Here is a 16,796-nt window from a genome sequence, read left to right on the forward strand (position 1 = left end):
CGGAACTGCCGGCGCGCCCTGTTTTCCAGCTTTCTCCAGCTACGAGTTCACCATGAGCGATATCAAGAAAGTCGTGCTCGCCTATTCGGGCGGCCTCGACACCTCCGTCATCCTGAAGTGGTTGCAGGACAATTACGACGCCGAAGTCGTCACGTTCACGGCCGACATCGGCCAGGGCGAAGAACTGGAACCGGCGCGCAAGAAGGCCCTGCAACTCGGCATCAAGCAGGACAACATCTTCATCGAAGACCTGCGCGAAGAATTCGTGCGCGACTACGTGTTCCCGATGTTCCGCGCCAACACGATCTATGAAGGCGAATACCTGCTGGGCACGTCGATCGCGCGTCCGCTGATCGCCAAGCGTCAGATCGAAATCGCTCGCGCCACCGGCGCGCAAGCGGTCTCGCACGGCGCAACCGGCAAGGGCAACGACCAGGTTCGCTTCGAACTCGGCTACTACGCGCTGGAACCGGGCATCAAGGTGATCGCGCCGTGGCGCGAATGGGATCTGCTGTCGCGCGAAAAGCTGCTCGCTTACGCCGAAAAGGCCGGCATTCCGATCGAAATGAAGCACAAGCAAGGTGGCGCGCCGTATTCGATGGACGCGAACCTGCTGCACATCTCGTTCGAAGGCCGCCACCTGGAAGACCCGAAGGCCGAAGCCGAAGCCGATATGTGGCGTTGGACGGTGTCGCCTGAAGAAGCGCCGGACCAGGCTGAATATCTCGACATCGAGTATGAGCACGGCGACCCGGTCGCGATCAACGGCAAGCGCCTGTCGCCGGCTGAAATGCTGACCGAGCTGAACCGTTTGGGCGGCAAGCATGGCATTGGCCGTCTGGACCTGGTCGAAAACCGTTACGTCGGCATGAAGTCGCGCGGCTGCTATGAAACGCCGGGCGGCACGATCATGCTGAAGGCGCACCGCGGCATCGAGTCGATTACCCTCGACCGCGAAGTGGCTCACCTGAAAGACGACCTGATGGCGCGTTACGCATCGCTGATTTACAACGGCTACTGGTGGAGCCCGGAGCGTCGCGCAATCCAGGTGCTGATCGACCATACGCAAGAAAAGGTCAACGGCTGGGTGCGTGTGAAGCTGTACAAGGGCAGCGTGTCGGTTGTCGCGCGCGATTCGAAGGAAACGCTGTTCGACAAGACGATCGCGACGTTCGACGACGACGGCGGCGCGTACAACCAGGCCGACGCAGGCGGGTTTATCAAGCTGAATGCACTGCGTATGCGGATTGCGGAGAATGCGCGTCGTCAGCGCGGCTGAGAACATGCGCTTCGGTGAAGGCTAACTTCTTGCAAGCGAAGTCAAGCGCCGCAAGGCGCGGTCAGAACTGAAGCGCAGATGCGAAAAAAGGCGCCGGGGGAAACTCCCGGCGCCTTTTTTATTGCAGCGCACTGTGCACCAAATCGAACGACGGCGGACTGGCTTCAAGCCGCGCCCACCTTCTCGCACCCAATCGCCAGGACGACAGCCAGCCACTTAAGCGCGGCTCGCGTCGTCCCCTGCCGCAATCACAGGCAAACCGGCTCCGCTTCCAGCTCAACCCCGAATCGCGCCAGCACATCGCGCTGAACCGCCTTCGCCAGCGCCAACACCTCGGCGCCGCTCGCCCCACCGCGATTGACCAGCACCAGCGCCTGCCGCTCATGCACGGCCGCTGCGCCCATTGCGCGACCTTTCCAGCCACATCGATCGATCAGCCAGCCCGCCGCAAGCTTCACCCGGCCGTCCGGTTGAAGGTAAGACACGACCTCGGGCTCCTGGACCTTCAGGGCCTCGAACTGTGTGGCCTCCACGACTGGATTCTTGAAGAAACTCCCGGCGTTTCCGAGCTGGAGCGGATCAGGCAGCTTGGCGCGCCGCACCGCGACTACCGCGTCGAAAATCGCTTGTGCGTTCGGCGGTGTATCGGCGCGGCCACTCGCAGCCAGTTCGCGCGCAAGATCCGCGTACCCAGCCCGCGGCTGCCAAACCTTCGGCAAACGGAAAGTGACCGAAGTAATCACAAACCGGTCGCGCCCTTCCCGCTTGAAAAAACTGTCGCGATAGCCGAATCGGCACGCGTCGGCATCGAGTTCGAGCACTGCCCCCGTTTCCAGCTCAACCGCCCGCAGCGACGCAAACCGCTCGCACATCTCCAGCCCATAGGCGCCGATATTCTGAATCGGCGCCGCCCCCACCGTGCCCGGAATCAGCGCGAGGTTCTCCAGACCGGGCAACCCTTGCGACAAAGTCCATGCGACAAAGTCATGCCACGGCTCACCGGCTGCCGCCTCGACGTACCATGCATCATCGTCCTCGCGCACGAGGCGGCGGCCTTGCAGCGCCACCAGCAGCACCAGTCCGGCGAAGTCCCGCGTCAGCACGACATTGCTGCCGCCGCCCAGCACCAGCCGCGGCAAGCCGGCGGCACGCGGATCGCGCACGGCAGCCATCAGTTGCGCTTCGTGCTCGATCCGGCATGCAAACCGCGCACGAACATCAAAACCGAAGGTGTTATGCGCCTTCAGCGGATAGCCGGCAATGAACGCGGCGGAGTCGGATTGGGACATCGGATTGAGAAGAATGGAACGACCAGCAAAACGGCATCTGGCCCTGGCCGCGCGGCAATGCGCGGCGGCCTTAGGCAAAAGGGAGTGGCGTCGGTAAAATGACGTCCGGTTCGTGATTATAGCGAGTGCCTCGTGAGCAGCCGACCGGCCGCGCCACGCACCGCAGCACTATTGGGAGAAAACAATGCCATCGTTTGACGTCGTCTGCGAAGCGGACATGATCGAAGTCAAGAACGCGATCGAGCAGTCCAACAAGGAAATTTCAACCCGCTTCGACTTCAAAGGGTCGGACGCGCGCGTCGAGCACAAGGAAAGCGAAATCACCGCCTATGCGGACGACGACTTCAAGCTCGGCCAGGTGAAAGACGTCCTGCTGTCGAAAATGGCCAAGCGCAATGTGGACGTGCGCTTTCTCGACTACGGCAAGATCGAGAAGATCGGCGGCGACAAGGTCAAGCAGGTCATCAAGATCAAGAAAGGCGTGTCCGGCGATCTGTCGAAGAAAATCGTGCGCCTCGTGAAGGACAGCAAGATCAAGGTCCAGGCGAGCATTCAGGGCGACGCGGTGCGCATCACCGGCGGCAAGCGCGACGATCTGCAAAGCGTGATCGCGATGCTGCGCAAGGACGTGACCGATACGCCGCTCGACTTCAACAACTTCCGCGACTGAACGCCCGTCGCGTTCGGCACCGGGCCGCGCTGGCGCGCCCGATGCCGAACGTGACGCACCCACCCGCGCTCAAGGTTCGTTACCGCCCGCCGCGCCAGCTGCTGCGTCGGGTTTCTTCTTTGCGCCGATGCGGCTTTCCTGGCCGCGCATCAGCTTGGCGATGTTGCCGCGGTGGCGCCAGACCAGCAGCGAACTCATCACGACAATCGCCAGCGCGATGATATGCGGCCCGAACAGAAAGCCGTCGAAGATCGGTGCGAACACCGCCGCGGCCAGTGCCGCCAGCGAAGAATAGCGCGTGAAGAACGCCACGATCAGCCACGTGAGCAAGGTGGCCGCGCCGAGGATCGGGTTGATGGCGAGCAACACACCCGCTGCGGTCGCCACGCCCTTGCCGCCCTTGAAGCGGAAGAAAATCGGATACAGGTGGCCGAGAAACACCGCCACGGAAGCAATCGCAACCGACGTATCGTCGAGGCCGTAACGCGCGCCGAAGTGCACCACGAACCACACCGGCAACCACCCTTTAAAAGCGTCGCCGATCAGGGTGAGAATCGCGGCCTTCTTGCTGCCGCTGCGCAGCACGTTGGTGGCGCCCGGGTTACCCGAGCCGTACGAGCGCGGGTCGTCCAGCCCCATGGCGGCGCTCACGATCACGGCAAACGACACCGAGCCGATCAGGTAGGCAACGACAGCAACGATCAGGTTTTGCATCTGGGACTCTTATAAGGATCGACGGTCTGGAACTCGACGCCCCGACCGCAACAGGGAACAAGGCGGCGCACATTCTACCGAACCCGCCTGCCCGGAAAACATTGAGACAAACGTCAATCGACGCTCGCGCACTGAACCGGTTTCGCCGCCAGCAAGCCCGTCAATACCGTGGGCTCGATGCTGACCAGAAAACCGCGCCGCCCGCCGTTCAGCCAGATTTTGTCCATCGCGAGGATGCTCGACTCGACGTACACCGGCATCTGCTTCTTCGTACCGAACGGCGACGTGCCGCCGATCAGATAGCCCGAGTGCCGGTTCGCCACCTCGGGCTTGCAAGGCTCGACGCGTTTCGCGCCGATCTGCCGCGCCAGATTCTTGGTGCTGACGGTGCGGTCGCCGTGCATCAGCACGATCAGCGGTCTCGCGTGCTCGTCTTCCATCACCAGTGTCTTGACGACATGATGTTCGTCCACGCCGAGCTGGCGCGCCGATTCCCCGGTGCCGCCGTGCTCCACGTAATCATAAGGATGTTCGCCGAAAGTGACGCCATGACGGCGCAGAAACTGCGTCGCGGGCGTTTCGGAAACGTGTCTGGATTTGCTCATCGGCGCATTGTAATGGCGAGTTTGCACGACGGCTATTTGCCGAATGGCCAATTGTGTGGCGCCGGTGATTGTGGCACGATCGTTCGAAAACTTTCCGGCGCACGCACGCCGGGCACGGAATCGTTTTGCAACTATGTTGCATGGGACCCGAGTAGGCGCTAAAGCGCTAACTCGGGTCGACTGCGTTGCATGGGACCCGAGTAGGCGCTAAAGCGCTAACTCGGGTCGACTGCGTTGCATGGGACCCGAGTAGGCGCTAAAGCGCTAACTCGGGTCGACTGCATTGCATGGGACCCGAGTAGGCGCGAAAGCGCTAACTCGGGTCGACTGCGGTGCATGGGACGCGAGTAGGCGCTAAAGCGCTAACTCGGGTCGACTGCATTGCATGGGACCCGAGTAGGCGCGAAAGCGCTAACTCGGGTCGACTGCGGTGCATGGGACGCGAGTAGGCGCTAAAGCGCTAACTCGGGTCGACTGCATTGCATGGGACCCGAGTAGGCGCGAAAGCGCTAACTCGGGTCGACTGCGGTGCATGGGACCCGAGTAGGCGCTAAAGCGCTAACTCGGGGCGACTGCGTTGCATGGGACCCGAGTAGGCGCTAAAGCGCTAACTCGGGTCGACTGCGTTGCATGGGACCCGAGTAGGCGCTAAAGCGCTAACTCGGGTCGACTGCGTTGCATGGGACCCGAGTAAGCGCTAAAGCGCTAACTCGGGTCGACACAGGAGACGACGTTGAGCTTTGATTCATCCAGCCGTTCCACGATCGACATCCCCGCGCTGCTGGCCGCGCTGCCCGCGAGGATTGCCGGGATTCCGGCGCTCGCGGCCGCGCGCGATCCACAACACGTCGCTTTGATCGAGGATGCGCGCCGCCTCACCTACGCGCAACTTCAGGAAGCGGTCAATGCCGCCGCCGCACTGTTGCGCGAATGGGGCGTGCGTGGCGGCGATCGCGTGATGATCGTGGCCGAGAACAGCATCGCGCAGATCGTGCTGCTGTTCGCGACCGCAAAGCTCGACGCGTGGGCGCTGGTGTCGAATGCCCGCCTGTCCGCCGCCGAACTCGACGCGATCCGGGCGCACGCAGCGCCTCGCGTGGTCGCGTATGCGGTCGAAAGCTCCGTGGATGCCCAACAGCATGCACAGAGGCTTCAAGCCGTCACGGCGCCTGCCATCACCCCGGATATCGGCGCCTGGTCGTACACGATCGACACCAAGGCGCAGGCCGAACCGGTCGAAGCCGTCAATCACCGCCAATGCGCCGCACTGATCTACACCACGGGAACCACGGGAGCGCCGAAAGGCGTGATGCTGTCGCACCGCAATCTGCTCTTCATCGCGGCCATCTCGAGCCGCTTGCGCAAAGTCGGTCCGGACGATGTCGTGTACGCCGTTCTGCCGATCTCGCACGTGTACGGCTTTGCCTCGGTCTGTCTCGGCAGCCTGCACGCCGGCGCAACCTTGCGCCTCGCGCCGCGTTTCGTGCCGGAAGCAGTGCGGCGCGCGCTCGCCGAAGAGCGGGTGTCGATCTTCCAGGGCGTTCCGGCCATGCACGCCAAACTGCTCGAATATTTGCAGACACACGGCCACGCGTGGTCCGCGCCGCATCTGCGCTTTGCCTATTCGGGCGGCTCGCCGCTCGACGCCGCCCTGAAAGCGCACGCCGAAAGCGTCTACGGCCTCCCGCTGCACAACGGCTACGGCATGACCGAAAGCAGCCCGACCATCTCCCACACCATGCTCGACGCGCCGCGCAGCGATTGCTCGGTCGGCGAGGTCATTCCTGGCGTCGATGTACGGTTCGTCGGACTCGACGGTGTCGATGCCGCACCGGGTGAAATCGGCGAACTATGGGTGCGCGGCCCGAACGTGATGCTGGGTTACTACCGCAGCCCGGAGCAAACCCGCGTCGCCGTTACCGAAGACGGCTGGCTCAAGACCGGCGATCTCGCGCGGCAAGACAGCGACGGTGCATTGCATATCGTCGGACGCAGCAAGGATCTCATCATCCGCTCGGGCTTCAACGTGTATCCGGCGGAAGTCGAGCATGTGCTGAACGCGCACCCGCAGGTCGTGCAGTCGGCGGTGATCGGGCGCGCCGTGGAGGGCAACGAGGAAGTGGTCGCGTTCGTCGAATTGATCGCAGGCGCAACAGTGACGCCGGCTGAACTGATCGCGTGGTGTGGCGAGCGTCTCGCGCCGTACAAGCGCCCTGCCGAAGTGAAAGCGCTCGCGGCGCTGCCGGCCGCGTCGACCGGAAAGATTCTCAAGCATCGGCTTCGGGATCTCATGTAAAGCAGCAGCCACCATGGTTTCGGCCACGCCAGGCCGCACAAAAGCTACGGCAAGGGCAGGCGCGCCTCACCCCCGCGGATGATGCTGCGCATGCAGCGACTTCAACCGTTCGCGGGCCACGTGCGTATAGATCTGCGTGGTCGAGATATCCGTATGGCCGAGCAGCAATTGCACGACGCGCAAATCGGCGCCGTGGTTCAGCAGATGCGTCGCGAACGCGTGCCGCAACGTATGCGGTGAGAGCGGCGCGCGCACGTCGGCCGCCGCGGCATGACGCTTGATGATGTTCCAGAACTGCTGACGCGTCATGCCCTCCGCGCGGCTCGTGACGAACAACGCATCTGTCGCCCGCGCACCGAGCAAAGCCGGACGCGCTTCGCGCAGATAGCGTTCGATCCAGCCGTGCGCCTCTTCGCCGAACGGAATCAGGCGCTCTTTCGAGCCCTTGCCCATCACGCGCACGACGCCTTCGTTCAGGCCCACTTCCACCGTCTTCAGCGTGACCAGTTCCGTGACTCGCAAACCGCTCGCGTACATCAACTCGAGCATGGTGCGGTCGCGCAGGCCCAAGGGCGTGTCGATATCCGGCGCGCCGAGCAGCGCTTCGACTTGCGCTTCGGTGAGCGTCGAAGGAAAACGCGGCGGCTGCTTGGCCGAACGGATACGCACCGTCGGATCGACCTTCGTGCGATGCTCGCGCACCGCCCAACCGTAGTAGCGGCGAAACACCGAGAGCCGGCGGTTCGCCGAGGTGGATTTGTCTTTCTGGCGGGCCGCGCTGTAGGCGTTGAGATCGGCCTCGCTGGCGGTGTCGAGCGAGGTGTTGCGAGTTTGCGCGAGCCATTCGCAGAACAGCCGCAGATCGCGCCGGTACGCATCCAGCGTGTTGCGCGACAAACCGTGCTCGAGCCACAACGCGTCGCAGAACGCGTCGATCGAGGCCGAGCTCGCCATAAACAAGGGTGACGCGATCGGCGCGTCGTCAGTCACGGTGTCGCTCATGCGTAGGGAATGCCTTCATGCGCCAGAAGCCAGCGCTTGACGTTGCGAAAGAAGCCATCTCCGGCGTGATGCGCGAATCCGCCGATGCCGCTCGAACTGACCACCCGATGACACGGAATCACGATCGGAAAGTAGTTGGAGCCGCACGCCTGGCCGACCGCACGCGGGACGCTACCCAGTTGTTTCGCCAATTGCCCATAGGTCAGCACGACGCCCGGCGGGATCTCGCTGATCGCTTGCCACACGCGCCGCTGAAACGGGGTGCCGACCGCGGCCAGTGGCAATTCGAACGTCGCGGACGCGCGTTCGAAATAGCGTTCGATCTGCTCCACAGCCTGCTTTGCGAGAAGCGTGTCCGGCGCGACGTTCTGCACCGACTCCGGCAGATAGACGATCTCGCGCACGGCCTCGCCTTCGAGCCGAATGCCGACCTTGCCGAACGGTGCATCGATCACTGCGTTGAACATGGTTGCCTGCTTCGTGATTGGCGGGGCGCTTTTTACCGCACGGCAGCGTACCTGCGTTGAGTGCAGGTGCTTAACCCAAAGAAAACGCCCCCCCGCCGGAATGCCGCTACTTTACGCTGCTTCCAACGCCCATTCCACATGCTCGCGCACGACGGCGGAAGGGTCGTCGGCGCGCAACTTCAGCGCGTCGACAATCGCCTCGCGCGCATCCGCGCTCAGGCTTTCCGGCGCGGCTCGCAGCGCATTGCCCATCCCCACGGCCAGGTTGCGCAGCCAGCTCTCGTAGCCGATGCGGCGAATCGCACTACCCTGCATGCGCGTATCGAACTCCTCCGCGCTCCATGCAAACAGTTCGACCAGCGTCGCGCGATCGAGCCCATGCCGCACATCGAAATCGGCGACCGGTGCGGCCTGCGCAAACTTGTTCCACGGACAGACGAGCTGGCAATCGTCGCAGCCATACACACGATTGCCGATCAGCGGCCGCATTTCCAGGGGAATATTGCCCTTCAATTCGATCGTCAGATACGAAATACAGCGGCGCGCATCGACCTTGTAGGGCGCCACGATCGCACCCGTCGGACATGCGCCGATGCAGCGCGTGCAACTGCCGCAATGTGAGCCCGGCGTTTCGGGCGCAGCGTCGGGCGATGTCTCGGCATCGGTGGGCAACGGCACGTCGACGTAGATTTCGCCGAGAAAAAAAAGCGAACCGGCATCCCGTTGCAGCAGCAGCGTGTGCTTGCCGCGCCAGCCAATTCCGGCCTTCTGGGCAAGCTCGACTTCGAGTACCGGCGCCGAATCGGTAAATACGCGGTAGCCGAATGCGCCGATCTCCGCCTCGATTTTCTCGGCCAGATGTTGCAAACGGTTACGCATCACCTTGTGATAATCGCGGCCCCGCGCATAGATCGACACCACCGCCGCCGACGGGTCCGCGAGCCGCGCATGCTCGGCCGCGCGCCAGTCTGGCGGTGCGAGCGGCGTGTCCTGCAAAGCGCTTTCGTGCGCCTTTCCGCTCAATGTCTGAGCAGGCAAATAGGCGATGCGCGCGGTAATCACACGTCGCGTGCCGGCCACAAGCTCGGCGGGGCGCGCGCGTTTCATGCCGTGTTTCGCCATATAATCCATCTCGCCGTGGCACCCCGCGTCCAGCCATGCTGCAAGCGGCGCTTCGGCAGCGGAGAGATCGGTGTCGCTGATACCGATCGCCGCGAAACCCAGTTCACGGCCCCACGTTTTGATCTTGAGCGCGAGCGCATTCAGCGCCGCTTCATCGAAATGACGCTCGGCACGCGTTTCGTCGTTTGACGCTGGCGTGCGGGAAACAGGGGACTCCGGACTTCGGTTCATCACGCCATTTTACGAGAATGCCCGTCAATCCCGATCTCGCGATCCAGCCGCCCGCGGATGTCCTGCTCGAACGCTCCTTCGCGCTCGTGGACGAGGCCGCCACTCACGCATTCGGCGAGCGCTTCGCGCAGGCGATCGAAAGCGTGCGCGAGTTGCAGCAAAAGCCGCTGCAGGAAGCACAGCAAGGAACCCGGCAAGCGGCGCAGCAACACGCGCCAGGCGCCGCGGATCAACACGCATTCCACGGGCTGCAAGTTCAACTCGCCGGCGACCTCGGCGCCGGCAAAACCACGCTCGTGCGCGCGACCTTGCGTGGCCTCGGCCACACCGGCCGCGTGCGCAGTCCCACCTACACACTCGTCGAACCCTACGTGCTCGAGCGGCCCGCCGGGGAACTCGCGCTCTATCACTTCGATCTGTACAGATTCACCGACCCGGCCGAATGGGCCGACGCTGGCTTTCGCGAGTACTTCGACAGCGGCGCCATCTGCCTCGTCGAATGGCCGCAGCGCGCCGGGCGTCTGCTTGGCGTGCCGGATCTCGTCTTCGCGCTCGACCTGGACCACGAGGGCGACGGCCGGGTACTCGTTGCACGGGCATACAGCGAATCAGGAAAGGCATGTCTCGAAAGATGTTGATCAAACCGTTCCGCTCGATCGAATCGGCGGCGACCGCAACGCATAGCTGGCGGCGCCGGCAGATTCTGCGCGCGGGCGCGTCCACGCTGGTGCTCGGCCTTGTCGTTCCGCGCCTCGCGTGGGCGAGTTCGGTGCTGGGCGTGCGGGTCTGGCCGGCGCGCGATTACACGCGCGTGACGATCGAATCGGATCAGCCTTTGCAGAACGCGCAGCAATTGTTGCAGGGTCCTGACCGGCTGGTGGTCGATCTGAACGGCCTCGATCTGGATCAGGCGCTGAAGGATCTGGTGTCGAAGATCACGCCGAACGATCCGCAGATTCAGTCGGTGCGCGTCGGGCAATATCAGCCGCACGTCGTGCGCATGGTGTTCGATCTGAAGGGTTCGGTGAAGCCGCAGGTGTTCACGCTGCCGCCAGTCGGCGCGTACAAATACCGGCTGGTGTTCGACCTGTACCCCGCGGTCGCGCCCGATCCGCTGATGGACCTGCTCGCGCAGACCGAGCGCAAGCAGCAAACGCTGGACGAGAACAACGCACCGCCCGCCACGCTGAGCGGGCCCGGTATCACGCCGCCCGCCGCCGACAACAGCGAAGCCTTCTTCGAGCGTTATGCGCAGAACGGCAGCAGCGGGACGTCGCCAGGCGTGCCGCGTCCGCCGGTGCACGTGAGCCCGCCCCCCGCGCCGCCGATCCTCGGCAAACCTTCGACCCCGACTGCGCCCGTCGCGCCGCCAATCGCCATCGCTCGCAACAAAGGCGGCAATAGCAGTGGCAACAGCGCCGGCAATCTCGGCGACGACAACGACGGCGACGATAGCTACGCCTTCACCAACCCGAAATCCGGCAAGAGCAGCACGGTGCGCCTGTTGACCGTCGCGATCGATCCGGGTCACGGCGGCGAGGACCCAGGCGCGATCGGCGGCTCGGGCACGTACGAGAAACACGTCGCGCTCGACATCGCGAAGAAGTTGCGCGCCAAGATCGACGCACAGCCGAACATGCGCGCCATGATGACGCGCGACGCCGATTTCTTCGTGCCGCTGAACGTGCGCGTGCAGAAGGCCCGGCGGGTCGGCGCGGACCTGTTCGTGTCGATCCACGCGGACGCGTTCACCACGCCCGACGCGAAAGGCTCGTCCGTGTTCGCCTTGTCGGAGCACGGCGCGTCGAGCGCCGCGGCGCGCTGGATGGCGAACAAGGAGAACTCGTCGGATCAGATCGGCGGGATCAACATCAAGTCCGCGGACGCCACCGTCAACCGCGCGCTGTTCGATATGTCGACCACCGCGCAGATTCGCGACTCGATGCGCTACGGCAACTTCGTGCTGAAGGAGATCGGCGGCATCAACAAGCTGCACAAAGGTTCGGTCGAACAGGCCGGATTTGCCGTGCTGAAGGCGCCGGATATTCCGTCGATCCTCGTGGAGACCGCGTTCATCAGCAACCCGGACGAGGAGCGCCGCCTGAACGACGACGCGTATCGGGAGAAGATGGCCGATGCGATCATGACCGGCATCAAGCGCTATTTCGCGGCGAATCCGCCGTTGGCGAAAAACCGGATGACCTGACCTGATGCCCCCCCGGCTTGACACCTCGTCACGCCGGCATCAAGCAAGAACGGCCGCTCGATGCGGCCGTTTTTTCTGTTTCTCGCCCAAACACCACCTAAGCGGCATTCAACGCGCCGGTGAAAACCGTTGCACGACCCACCCACCGAACACGTTCACCACCAACCCCGCCATCACCAGCAAGGCGCCCACGATCTCCGCCTCGGACAACCGCTCGTCGAGAAACACGGACGCCGACGCCAGCCCGACAATCGGCACCAGTAGCGAGAACGGCGCCACCTGGCTCGCCGGATAGCGCGACAGGAGCCGGCTCCACAGCCCGTAACCGATCAGCGTTGCAATAAACGCGAGGTACACGATGGCGAAAATCGACATCGCGCTGATCCCGGACAGCGCCGCGACGATCCGCTGCGGTCCCTCGAACGCGTACGACAGCGCGAAAAACGGCAACGGCGGAATCAGGCTGCCCCACACCACCAGCCCAACCAGATCGACGTTGCCGACCTTCTTGGTGACGATGTTGCCGAGCGCCCACGAACACGCCGCGCACAGCGTGAGGACGAAACCGGCGAGCGTCATCGCATGGCCGCCTTGCATGCCGATGACCGCGAGCCCGCCCGCCGCGATCAGCAAACCGACAATGTTCGGCACGCGAAAGCGCTCATGCAGAAACAGCGCCGCGAAGATCAGCGTGAAGAATGCCTGCGCCTGCAAGACGAGCGATGCAAGCCCGGCCGGCATGCCGACATACATGGCCGAGAACAGGAACGCGAATTGCCCGAACGAAATCGTCGCGCCGTAAACGAACAGCCAGCGCCACGGCATCTGCGGCCGCTTGACGAAAAACACCGCCGGCACCGCGGCGAGCGTGAAACGCAGCGCACCGAGCAGCATCGGCGGCACACCGTGCAGGCCCACCTTGATCACGACGAAATTGACGCCCCACGCAATCACGACGACCAGCGCGAGCAGTAGGTCCTTCGGCGACATCCCGGTCTCCATCCGATTGTTGGAACCGGCAGTTTAACGGAGGTCGCGGCGTCAGGGGACGGCGTGCATTACGGAATCACGGAACGATCAGGCGGGGCAAACCGTTGCCATTCCGCCCTCCGCAGTAGAATCAACAATTAAGCCAAATCCGACTCACCCTTCCAGCCGAGCCTGCCCATGTCTTCTTCGATCAAAGCAGTTCTCAAACCGCATCTGCGCGACGTCGGCAGCCTCACCGTGCGACGTGTGCTGCCGGCCATGGCGGCGCGCCTGATCGGTCCGTTCATCTTTTTCGACCACATGGGCCCCGCCACGCTCGACCCCGGTGTCGGACTCGACGTGCGTCCGCACCCGCATATCGGCCTCGCCACCGTCACGTATCTGTTCGAAGGCTCGATCATGCATCGAGACAGCCTCGGCTCCGAGCAGAAGATCGTCCCGGGCGACGTCAACTGGATGACGGCGGGGCGCGGCATCGTCCATTCCGAGCGCACGCCGGCCGAAGACCGCGCGAGCGGCCTCGCCATGCACGGCATCCAGACCTGGGTCGCGCTGCCGCTCGAAGACGAAGACACCGAACCGTCCTTCTCGCATCATCCCGCCGCTACGCTGCCGGTGGTCGAACGCAACGGCGTCACGCTGCGGGTGATCGCCGGCACGGCGTTCGGCGAAACCTCGCCGGTCGAAACCTTTTCCGGCACGCTGTATGTGGCGGCGGAATTCGCCCCGGGCGGCGCTTTCGCGCTCGAGCCGGAACATGAGGAGCGCGGTGTCTATCTGGTGGACGGCGATCTGGAGATCGACGGCACGCCGCTCGAAGTGGGCCAGATGGCCGTGCTCGCACTCGACGAAACCGTCACGCTTGCCAGCACCCACGGCGCGCGCGTGATGCTGCTCGGCGGCGAGAAGCTGGATGGCGAGCGCTTTATCGAATGGAACTTCGTTTCCAGTTCGCGCGAAAAGATCGACGCCGCGAAGCTGGCTTGGACCAATCAGGAGATGGGCAAGGTGCCGGGCGAAACCGAATGGATTCCCCTGCCGACAAGAAAATGAGTGAGCAAGGCGGCACCCATGGCATGGGGCCGCCATTGGCAAGCTCGCCGTCTGTGCGAGCATTTTCGGCCCCGGCAGCCTGCATCCGCCGCATTGAACCATTGAATTCGCGGCATGCGGCCCCATCTAGCCCGCACACCGTTTTATGGACGAGGACGCAATGGACACCACTCTGGCCACATTCGAACAGGACGTCATCACGGCGTCGACACTGGCCCCCGTGCTGGTCGATTTCTGGGCGCCGTGGTGCGGTCCCTGCAAGACGCTCGGCCCGATGCTCGAGAAGCTCGAGGCCGAAGCCGCCGGCAAATGGAAGCTGGTGAAGGTGAACGTAGACGAGAACCAGGAACTGGCCGCGCACTTCCAGGTGCGCAGCATTCCGCACGTCATGGCGTTTGCCGACGGCCAGCCGGTCGATCAATTCGTCGGCGTGCTGCCGGAAGGCCAGTTGCGCGAGTTTATCGAGCGCCTCGTGCCGCAAGGCGCGGACGCAGCGCGTCTTGAAGCGCAAGCCGCGCTGGCCGAAGGCCGTCGTGAGGACGCGTACGACGCGCTGCAAGCCGCTCTCGCCTACGACCCCGGTTTCGATGAAGCACGCATGGATCGCATCGAAATGCTGCTCGAAGAGCATCGCATCGACGAAGCACGCAATGAAGTCGACTTGCTGTCGCCGAAAACCACGCAAGGGATCGACGCCCGCTTCAACGCGATCAAGACGCGGCTCGATGCTGTGGACGCAGCGGCCGACCTGCCGCCTACGGATGCACTCGAAGCCAAAGTCGCAGCGAACCCGAACGATCTCGAAGCACGCTTCGATCTGGCTAGCGCGCTTATCGCCCGCCGCAAATATGAAGGCGCGCTAGAACATCTGCTAGCCATCGTGCAACGCGACCGCGCGTTCCGCGACGACATCGGCCGTAAGACGATGCTGTCGGTGTTCGACCTCGCCGCGCACCAGCCGGAGCTGGTGTCGCAATGGCGGCGCAAGCTGAGCGCGCTGTTGTTCTGATCTGTACCGTGTTCAGGCGCGGCGAGGAAGCCGCGCCTGAATGCATTACCACATACGCTGCATAAACCGCGCTACCGCCGCCCAACCGCATCAACCCGCCGCCTGCTTTGCCAAGACCCGCAACACATGCGCGGCGGCGGCAAAGCCGAAGCTTGCCGTCACGCACACGCTCGAGCCAAATCCCGCACAGTTCAAACCTACCGGTCCCGTATGACCCGGCGACGTGGTGACGTGCTCCGCTTCCTCGTCGATATCGCAAACAGCGGTTTCGGGGTAGATCAGCGGCTCGTCGGAATACACCGCGCTCACCTTGAACTTCGCCTTCGGACCACGCGGGAAGCCATGCTGTTTGCGCAACTGCCCGCGCACTTTCGACAGCAACGGGTCCTGGATGGTCAACGCGAGATCGTCGATCCGGATGCGTGTCGGGTCCAGTTGGCCACCGGCGCCGCCCACCGTAATCAACGGCTGTTTCTTCTCGACGCACCACGCGATCAACGCGGTCTTGGTGCGCACGCTGTCGATCGCATCGATCACGTAGTCGAAGCCGCCGCCGAGCGTCGCCGAGAAATTGTCCGGCTCGACGAAGTCTTCAATCAGCCGCACGTCGCAGAACGGATTGATTGCCGCGATGCGTTCGGCCATCGCCTCGACTTTCGGTTTTCCGTAGTTGCCGTCCAACGCGTGGATCTGGCGGTTAGTGTTGCTCTCGGCGACATTGTCCAGATCGATCAAGGTCAGCGTGCCGACCGCGCTGCGCGCCAACGCCTCCGCCACCCATGAGCCGACCCCGCCGATGCCGATCACGGCGACGTGAGCCCCTTCGAACGCAGCAAGCGCCGACGTGCCGTACAGGCGGGCGATGCCACCGAAGCGCCGGGCGCGGTCGGCGGTTTCACTCCCGTCGAGGCTGGTAGTAAGATCGGAATGCGCGGTGGGGCTGGACATGGTGGAAAGCTCGTTCAAAACAGGCAAAACACGGAGTGATGGAAACGCTCAGGCACGCCCAAGCGTTCGCAGCCCGTATTTTGCCTGATCGCGTCAATCCACATGGCCGCACCAACCCGGAGATACGAACGGCCGCACACGGGGTTGCGCAGATGTCCACACAGCGCGGCGGGCCTTGATCTGGTCGTGGGCAAAAAATTCACGCCCTGGCTATACTGGTTAGACTGAAGTGTTCGCATAAGAAAATGACCTCACTCGCCGAACTTCGAAAAAACTATTCGCTCGGTTCATTGGATGTTGCCGATATTGACCACAACCCGTTTCGTCAATTCGACACGTGGTTTCAGCAAGCGGTAGACGCCCAACTGCCCGAACCGAATACGATGACGCTGGCCACTGTCGACTCGCGCGGCCGGCCGTCGGCGCGCATCGTGCTGATCAAAGGTGTCGACGAGCGCGGCTTTGTGTTCTTCACCAACTACGAAAGCCGCAAGGGCCGCGAACTGGCCGCCAATCCCTACGCGAGCCTGCTGTTTTACTGGATCGAACTCGAACGCCAGGTGCGCGTGGAAGGCCGCATCGTCAAAACCAGCGCGGAAGAAAGCGATGCGTATTTTGCGTCGCGCCCGCTCGGTTCACGCATCGGCGCGTGGGCATCCAATCAAAGTCAGGTAATTGAAAGCCGTTCGCAGCTCGAAACGCGCGAACGCGAAATCAGCCTGCAATACGGCGACCAACCGCCGCGCCCACCGCACTGGGGCGGTTATCGTTTGGTACCCGAAGCAATCGAATTCTGGCAGGGCCGGCCGTCGCGTCTGCACGACCGCCTGCTCTACACGCGTTCAAGCGAAAGCAGCAACTGGCAAATCTCCCGCCTATCGCCTTGAATCGAAATACAACACGTATGCGCGTTGC

At 63.4% G+C, this 16,796-nt stretch carries 16 protein-coding genes; 8 read left to right on the forward strand and 8 right to left on the reverse strand.

Annotated features, from left to right (window positions below):
- Positions 1-52: 52 nt before the first annotated feature.
- Positions 53-1,279, forward strand: a complete 1,227-nt coding sequence (locus tag DSC91_RS22165; RefSeq protein WP_115780873.1) for an argininosuccinate synthase — start codon at positions 53-55, stop codon at positions 1,277-1,279.
- A gap of 248 nt (positions 1,280-1,527) precedes the next feature.
- Here the strand turns inward: DSC91_RS22165 and murB are convergent, their stop codons facing one another.
- Positions 1,528-2,568 carry a UDP-N-acetylmuramate dehydrogenase gene (gene murB, locus DSC91_RS22170; protein WP_115780874.1) on the reverse strand — a complete coding sequence of 347 codons (1,041 nt, stop codon included), beginning with the start codon at positions 2,566-2,568 and terminating at the stop codon, positions 1,528-1,530.
- Positions 2,569-2,752: 184 nt separating this feature from the next.
- Between murB and DSC91_RS22175 the strand changes: the two genes are divergently transcribed.
- Positions 2,753-3,238, forward strand: a complete 486-nt coding sequence (locus tag DSC91_RS22175) for a YajQ family cyclic di-GMP-binding protein (protein ID WP_028197943.1) — start codon at positions 2,753-2,755, stop codon at positions 3,236-3,238.
- A gap of 69 nt (positions 3,239-3,307) precedes the next feature.
- Here DSC91_RS22175 and plsY read toward each other — a convergent pair whose 3' ends face one another.
- Complete coding sequence (plsY, locus tag DSC91_RS22180; RefSeq protein WP_115780875.1) at positions 3,308-3,952, reverse strand: glycerol-3-phosphate 1-O-acyltransferase PlsY; 645 nt, start codon at positions 3,950-3,952, stop codon at positions 3,308-3,310.
- Positions 3,953-4,065: 113 nt separating this feature from the next.
- Positions 4,066-4,557, reverse strand: coding sequence for a Cys-tRNA(Pro) deacylase (ybaK, locus tag DSC91_RS22185; protein ID WP_115780876.1), 492 nt, complete (start codon positions 4,555-4,557; stop codon positions 4,066-4,068).
- A gap of 733 nt (positions 4,558-5,290) precedes the next feature.
- Between ybaK and DSC91_RS22190 the strand changes: the two genes are divergently transcribed.
- Complete coding sequence (locus tag DSC91_RS22190) at positions 5,291-6,853, forward strand: class I adenylate-forming enzyme family protein (RefSeq protein ID WP_115780877.1); 1,563 nt, start codon at positions 5,291-5,293, stop codon at positions 6,851-6,853.
- A 66-nt stretch (positions 6,854-6,919) separates the two neighbouring features.
- Here DSC91_RS22190 and xerD read toward each other — a convergent pair whose 3' ends face one another.
- From xerD to queG, 3 genes are all read right to left on the reverse strand, one after another.
- The gene (xerD, locus tag DSC91_RS22195; RefSeq protein WP_115780878.1) at positions 6,920-7,855 is read right to left on the reverse strand and encodes a site-specific tyrosine recombinase XerD; all 936 of its coding nucleotides are present in this window, start codon (positions 7,853-7,855) and stop codon (positions 6,920-6,922) included.
- Positions 7,852-8,322, reverse strand: coding sequence for a methylated-DNA--[protein]-cysteine S-methyltransferase (locus tag DSC91_RS22200; protein WP_115780879.1), 471 nt, complete (start codon positions 8,320-8,322; stop codon positions 7,852-7,854). Before DSC91_RS22200 ends, xerD begins: the two co-directional genes overlap by 4 nt.
- Positions 8,323-8,433: 111 nt before the next feature.
- On the reverse strand, positions 8,434-9,675 hold the full coding sequence (queG, locus tag DSC91_RS22205; RefSeq protein ID WP_115780880.1) for a tRNA epoxyqueuosine(34) reductase QueG: 1,242 nt from the start codon (positions 9,673-9,675) through the stop codon (positions 8,434-8,436).
- A 17-nt stretch (positions 9,676-9,692) separates the two neighbouring features.
- On the opposite strand from queG, the gene tsaE reads away from it, so the two are divergent.
- Together tsaE and DSC91_RS22215 are read left to right on the forward strand one after the other, a co-directional pair.
- Positions 9,693-10,313 (forward strand): tRNA (adenosine(37)-N6)-threonylcarbamoyltransferase complex ATPase subunit type 1 TsaE, encoded by a 621-nt coding sequence (gene tsaE / locus DSC91_RS22210; protein WP_115780881.1) that lies wholly within the window; start codon positions 9,693-9,695, stop codon positions 10,311-10,313.
- Entirely contained in the window at positions 10,295-11,881 is a 1,587-nt protein-coding gene (locus DSC91_RS22215) for an N-acetylmuramoyl-L-alanine amidase (RefSeq protein ID WP_115780882.1), read from the forward strand. The genes tsaE and DSC91_RS22215 overlap by 19 nt, the downstream gene beginning before the upstream one ends.
- Before the next feature lie 108 nt (positions 11,882-11,989).
- Here DSC91_RS22215 and DSC91_RS22220 read toward each other — a convergent pair whose 3' ends face one another.
- Positions 11,990-12,871: an EamA family transporter gene (locus DSC91_RS22220; RefSeq protein ID WP_115780883.1), complete on the reverse strand. Its 882-nt coding sequence runs from the start codon at positions 12,869-12,871 to the stop codon at positions 11,990-11,992.
- A gap of 177 nt (positions 12,872-13,048) precedes the next feature.
- Between DSC91_RS22220 and DSC91_RS22225 the strand changes: the two genes are divergently transcribed.
- The gene (locus DSC91_RS22225; protein ID WP_115780884.1) at positions 13,049-13,924 is read left to right on the forward strand and encodes a pirin family protein; all 876 of its coding nucleotides are present in this window, start codon (positions 13,049-13,051) and stop codon (positions 13,922-13,924) included.
- A 160-nt stretch (positions 13,925-14,084) separates the two neighbouring features.
- Entirely contained in the window at positions 14,085-14,933 is an 849-nt protein-coding gene (gene trxA / locus DSC91_RS22230; protein ID WP_115780885.1) for a thioredoxin, read from the forward strand.
- Positions 14,934-15,023: 90 nt separating this feature from the next.
- On the opposite strand, the gene tcdA is transcribed toward trxA, so the two are convergent.
- Positions 15,024-15,881, reverse strand: coding sequence for a tRNA cyclic N6-threonylcarbamoyladenosine(37) synthase TcdA (tcdA, locus tag DSC91_RS22235; protein ID WP_115780886.1), 858 nt, complete (start codon positions 15,879-15,881; stop codon positions 15,024-15,026).
- A 245-nt stretch (positions 15,882-16,126) separates the two neighbouring features.
- Between tcdA and pdxH the strand changes: the two genes are divergently transcribed.
- Positions 16,127-16,768, forward strand: a complete 642-nt coding sequence (gene pdxH, locus DSC91_RS22240) for a pyridoxamine 5'-phosphate oxidase (protein ID WP_115780887.1) — start codon at positions 16,127-16,129, stop codon at positions 16,766-16,768.
- Positions 16,769-16,796 lie beyond the last annotated feature (28 nt).

The organism is Paraburkholderia caffeinilytica (genome assembly GCF_003368325.1).
Classification (GTDB): domain Bacteria; phylum Pseudomonadota; class Gammaproteobacteria; order Burkholderiales; family Burkholderiaceae; genus Paraburkholderia; species Paraburkholderia caffeinilytica.